This window comes from Kitasatospora sp. NPDC057198 (assembly GCF_042670125.1).
Lineage (GTDB): Bacteria > Actinomycetota > Actinomycetes > Streptomycetales > Streptomycetaceae > Kitasatospora.
In genome coordinates, this window is sequence record NZ_JBHUWH010000530.1 from 1 (window position 1) to 5081 (window position 5081).

The following is a 5081-nucleotide window of genomic DNA, read 5'->3' on the forward strand; positions in this document are numbered from 1 at the left end:
GTGGCGCGGGCCGCGCCCTCCCGGGCCCGGGTGGGCATGCCCCGGACGACGGAGGCGTGGGAGTCGGCCAGCCGTCCGCCTCCTCCCGGACCGGGGCGGGGCGGAAGCAGCCCGGCGTCGACGTCGGCGACGGTCTCGGCCGCGATCGCGCGCTCGGTGCCCTCGCGGCGGGCGCGCAGCTCCTCGCGGACCTCCCGGGAAGCGTGACCGGTGTCGGTCGCGCCGTCGACCACGAAGCCGCCCGACGGACGGACTTCCCACCGTGGCCGACGGTGTACCGGTACTTCAAGTGGTGGCACGACGACGGCGCCGTCGAGCGCATCCACGACGCCCTGCGCGGCAGGGTCCGTGAAGCCGACGGTCGCGGCGAGCATCCAGGACCGCGACGGTGCGAAGCGGTCCTTGCCGTGGACCGGGCCCGACCACCCCGGCGTCAAGAAAGTCCGGGCCGACCAGGGCTTCGCCGGCCGCCTGGTCGACCGGGCTGCCACGGTCCTCGGCCGCGACCCGGAGACCGTCCGCAAGGACCCGGCCAGCGCGGATTCCAGGTCCGGCCCAAGCGGTGGGCGGTGGAGCGGGCCTTCTCTTGGCTCACCCCCCACCGGCGCCTTGCCCGGGACTGCGAGACCAGCCCGGCCCGCTCGGCGACGATGATCCGCCGGACGATGACCGGCATCACGGTCCGCCGGCTCACCCGAGGCCGTCCGGCAGCGCGCAAGGCTTGCGCCCGCCGCCGCAGGCTGCCGACTGACACTCCGCCCGAACGCCGGTACAGACCCGGATCAGTTCCAGGGCCCGCTCCCCAGGTCCGCGTCGGGGTCCTCGTCGTCTTCGTGCAGGAACCGCGCAGTGGCGGCCCCTCTGAAGCTGACGTCACTCAGCGGCCACTCCTCGAACTCGTCGCGCAGGAGCCGCACCAGGAACTCGGCCATCCCGACGGGGTGCACCGTCCAAGCCGAGTGCTGCCGGGCCCAGACGGCAACCGGCCAGCGGTCCGGATCCGGGCCGGCGGCAACCCAGGTGAGGACGTCTGCTTCCGTGACGCCCCAGACGAGCATGTCCTCCACGCGGTAGAGGCCCCTCTGCTCGGGCAGGTTCCAGTCGTCCGCGGTGCCCCGCAGCATCCCTGGAGGAAGGGTGTCCACCCGCATGCCCGCCCACTCGGCGCTGCCGCCGGCCGGACCGCAGACACCCACCCACTCGATCGAACCACGCCCGAAGGTGTCGATGAACTTCCGGTAGTCCGAAGGGAGTTGTCTCCCGTACGCCGCCTCGACAGCCTTCCAGTCCACGACGTCCCCACGCGTCGGCCCGATGCACGACAGGCGATGCGACAGCTCGACGACAGCATCGCCACCTCCGCTCCCGCCTGTCGTCATCTCGTTCGTGAACGTGGGCTCGCCCATCTCTGCCACTCCCCGCCGCAAAGGCTGTACACGTCCCGGCACCGGCTCGATGCCCAGCCACGGGCCGTACCCTACGTGCCGATCGCGACAGGCCAGACATCGTTCAAGCCCGACTCACGGCAGTTCTCGAACGCGGTCCGAGGCCGCGCCAGGCCGCGAGCGGCGCCCCGCCGCCCGGCAGCCCCCTCCCCTTTCGACCGGGCCCGTGGAGCCTTCCGGCACAGCGCGTCGGGGCCGTGTCGGCAAGGCGGCCGTCGAACTCCCGGCCCTCCCGGACGCCAGGCTCTTCCGGGCGCCAGGCCCTCCCGGGCGTCGGAACCCCGGAGGGCCTGTCCGGCTCGTGCGGGGGCCGTTGTAGCGTGCTGGCCATGGCGAACGGCACGGCAGTGGACGGTACGGCGGCGCGGACGGCGGCTCCCGGGGCGGTGGCTCTGGTCCTGGCGGCGGCGGTGGCCGGCGGGTGGGGGTTCGGGGTGGCGGCGGACGGGGCGCCGTGGGCGGACGGGCTTCGCGGGGCGCTGCGCGGGAACGGGCTGGCGGTGTTCGCCGGTTACGGGGCGGCCGTGCTGGCGGGGAGCCTGCTGCGGACGGCGGCGCCGAAGTACCGTTCGCGGTCGGTGGGCGCGGTGTGGGCGGGAGCGGTGCTGGCGCTGCTGTTCGGCGTGCTGGTGGCGTTGCTGGCCTGGCCGGTCGCGGAGATCGCGCCCGCTTCGCACCAGGACCCGGTCTCCCGGCGGGATCCGGGCTTCCTCTACCCGATGTGGCTGGCCTCCACGCTGCTGGCGCCCGCGCTGGCCACGGCGGGCGTGCGGATGGGCCTGCCGCTGGCCGCGCCGACCACCGCCGCTGCGCCGCGCTTCCGGCTGCCCGCCGAGGGCACCGTGCGGCGCGGGGTGCTGCGCGGGCTGGCCTGGGGTGCGCCGCTGTTCGTGTTCCTGCTGCTGATGTCGGCGTTCTGAGCTGTCCCGTCCTGTCCTGTCCCCGTCCCGTCCCGGTCGGTCAGTCGGTGGTGGGCGCGGTCAGGTCGAGGGTGAAGCTGAACCGGTCGCCCCGGTAGAGGGTGCGGGCGAGTTCCAGCGGACGGCCGTCGGCGTCCCGGCTGCGGCGGTGCAGCAGCAGCATCGGCAGGGCGGGCGGGGTGCCGATCAGCAGGGCCTCGCGCGGGGTGGCGAGCACGGTCTCGATGCGTTCCTCGGCTCCGGCGAGGTGGACGCCGCGTTCGCGCAGGTGGCCGTAGAGCGATCCGGCCGGGTCGAACTCGGTGGCCAGGTCGGGGACGCGGGCCACCGGCAGGTAGGTGGACTCCAGGCCGACGCGTTCCTCGTCGGCGCGCAGCACCCGTTCGAGGTGCCAGAGCGGTTCGCCGGGCGGGACGGCGAGGCGGTCGGCCAGGGCGGGGTCGGCGGGCTGCCGGTCCAGGGCGATCAGGGTGCGGCCGGGGCGCAGGCCCTGGCGGGTGACGCCCTCGGTGTAGCTGGCCAGCGACAGCGGCTGTTCGATCTTGGCCCCGGCGACCACCGTCCCGCGGCCCCGGCGGCGCAGCCGTCCTTCGAGCAGCAGTTCGCGCAGGGCCTGGCGGACGGTGGCGCGGGCGACGCCGCACCGTTCGGCCAGGTCGGCTTCGGTGGGGAGCCGTCCGCCCGGGCCCAGCTCGCCGATGAGTTCTTCGACCCGGGTCTTGACCAGGTAGTACTTGGGCACCCGGCCGTGCTCGGGAACGCCCGACCGGGCGGGGGCCAGGGGTGCGCGGTGGGTGCCGTGGTTCACCGCGCCAGGGTACCGATCCCCCGTTCGGGGCGCCGACGAACCATCACGGATCGATAACCGGTCTGGACCGAATTTTGACGCTTGTTCATACAACCGTGGACTCGGTGCGGGCTCGCCGCCGCCCGCCCGGCCCATCCTCGGTTGCCGGTGCAACCGCACCGTGCCGCTTTCCCGTTGGGAGCCCCCGTGCGCAACTCCCGTTCCACCATGGCCCTTTCCCTCTCCGCGGCGGCCGTCGTCGCGGCCGCGCTGGTGCCGCTGGGCACCTCGTCCGCCGCGGCCGCCACCGGCGCGTACAACGGCCTGCCGAACGGCAGCAAGCAGGCCAAGACGCTGGTGATCGGCATCGACGGCACCCGGTACGACAAGCTGCTGGCGGCGGACGCGCCGAACCTGAAGGCGCTGATGGCCTCGGGCACCACGGCGACGTCCGACCTGTACGCGAACCCGCTGGCGCCGACGCTGTCCGGGCCGGGCTGGTCGACCATCGCGACCGGCGTGTGGCCGGACAAGCACCGGGTGCTGGACAACAGCTTCACCGGTGCGCGCTTCGACCTGTACCCGGACTACGCGAGCCGGCTGGAGGCCGCCGACCCGGCAAACTCGACGCTGGTGATCGGCTCCTGGAACCCGATCACCGCGAACGTCTTCAACGGCGTCGCCGACCTGCGGATCCCGGAGAGCGAGAACGACGCGAAGACCGCCTCGGACGCCGCCGACTACCTGGCGCACGGCAACCCGGACTCGGTCTTCCTGCACTTCGACGAGGTGGACGAGGCCGGGCACTCCTACGGCGGCGCGTCCAGCCAGTACCTGGCGGCGATCCACGGCGCGGACGGCCTGGTCGGGCAGGTGCTGGCCGCGCTCAGGTCCCGTGCCACGTACGCCTCGGAGGACTGGCTGGTCGTGGTCACCACCGACCACGGCCACACCGACGCGGGCGGCCACGGCGGCAACAGCGCCAACGAGCGGCAGACCTGGATGGTCCTCGACGGCCGGGGCCAGGCCGCCGGGGCGCACCGCTACGACGTAAAGCCGGTGGACATCGCGCCGACCGTGCTCAAGCACCAGGGCGCGCCGATCGATCCGGCCTGGGGCCTGGACGGCAGGCCGGTGGACGAGATCGTGCCGGACGAGTTCGACGCGCTGCGCCCGAGCCTGCAGACCAGGGTGGACGAGACCGGCATCGGCTCGACGGTCAAGGGCTTCACCCGCACCCCGCCGACCGGCTGGTCGATCGACAACTCGCGGATGCCGAGCGGCGGCGTCACCGAGTGGCGCGGCTGGGCGTTCGCCACCGACGAGTTCTGGACGGCGGCGCAGCTGGGCCAGGGCCGGGAGACCAACGTCCGGGCCCGCAACGTGTTCGCGGTCGCGGACTCCGACGAGTGGGACGACAAGTCGCACGGCACCGGACAGTTCGACTCGACGCTGGTCAGCCCGGCCTACCCGGTGGCGGGGCGGACGCGCGGGACGCTGTCCTTCGCCACCGACTACAGGGTGGACGGCCCGCAGACCGGCGACGTGTACGTGTCCTTCGACGGCGGCGCCGCGCAGCTGGTGAAGTCCTACCGGGCCGACCTGAACACGGTCGAGCACCTGGAGGTGGCCGTCCCGGCGGGGGCCTCGACGGCCCGGTTCCAGTTCCGCTACACCGGCACCAACTCGGCGTTCTGGACGGTCGACCAGGTCGTCTTCGGCTGAACCGGCCCGCTCGGTCCGGGCGGGCGGCCCCGCCCGCCCGGCACCGCTCAGCGGGTCTTGAGCACCACCCCGGCCGCGAAGGCGATCTGCTCGGCCGTCAGGTCGGCACGGGCGGTCAGCCGCAGCCGCGAGATCCCGTCGGGTACCGACGGCGGCCGGAAGCATCCCACCGCGAGCCCCGCGCCACGGCAGTCGGCGGCCCAG

4 protein-coding genes and 2 pseudogenes are annotated in these 5081 nt (G+C 74.0%); 2 read left to right on the forward strand and 4 right to left on the reverse strand.

Annotated features, from left to right (window positions below):
* Positions 1 to 233 (reverse strand): annotated as a pseudogene (locus tag ACFUEL_RS34765) (TetR/AcrR family transcriptional regulator); the annotation flags it as partial.
* Between the two features lie 549 nt (positions 234 to 782).
* Positions 783 to 1406: a hypothetical protein gene (locus ACFUEL_RS34770; protein WP_380241417.1), complete on the reverse strand. Its 624-nt coding sequence runs from the start codon at positions 1404 to 1406 to the stop codon at positions 783 to 785.
* 368 nt (positions 1407 to 1774) lie between these two features.
* Between ACFUEL_RS34770 and ACFUEL_RS34775 the strand changes: the two genes are divergently transcribed.
* Entirely contained in the window at positions 1775 to 2365 is a 591-nt protein-coding gene (locus ACFUEL_RS34775; RefSeq protein ID WP_380241419.1) for a hypothetical protein, read from the forward strand.
* Between the two features lie 40 nt (positions 2366 to 2405).
* Here ACFUEL_RS34775 and ACFUEL_RS34780 read toward each other — a convergent pair whose 3' ends face one another.
* On the reverse strand, positions 2406 to 3173 hold the full coding sequence (locus tag ACFUEL_RS34780; protein WP_380241420.1) for a GntR family transcriptional regulator: 768 nt from the start codon (positions 3171 to 3173) through the stop codon (positions 2406 to 2408).
* A 207-nt stretch (positions 3174 to 3380) separates the two neighbouring features.
* Here ACFUEL_RS34780 and ACFUEL_RS34785 point away from each other — a divergent pair, with 207 nt between their 5' ends.
* Positions 3381 to 4877: an alkaline phosphatase family protein gene (locus ACFUEL_RS34785; protein WP_380241422.1), complete on the forward strand. Its 1497-nt coding sequence runs from the start codon at positions 3381 to 3383 to the stop codon at positions 4875 to 4877.
* A 47-nt stretch (positions 4878 to 4924) separates the two neighbouring features.
* On the opposite strand, the pseudogene ACFUEL_RS34790 reads toward ACFUEL_RS34785, so the two are convergent.
* Positions 4925 to 5081 (reverse strand): annotated as a pseudogene (locus ACFUEL_RS34790) (8-amino-7-oxononanoate synthase); the annotation flags it as partial.

What these genes read in the sequence shown, in the direction of transcription:
- ACFUEL_RS34770 (WP_380241417.1), bottom strand. Translation starts at nt 1,406, where the DNA reads ATGGGCGAGCCCACGTTCACGAACGAGATGACGACAGGCGGGAGCGGA.
- ACFUEL_RS34775 (WP_380241419.1), top strand. Translation starts at nt 1,775, where the DNA reads ATGGCGAACGGCACGGCAGTGGACGGTACGGCGGCGCGGACGGCGGCT.
- ACFUEL_RS34785 (WP_380241422.1), top strand. Translation starts at nt 3,381, where the DNA reads ATGGCCCTTTCCCTCTCCGCGGCGGCCGTCGTCGCGGCCGCGCTGGTG.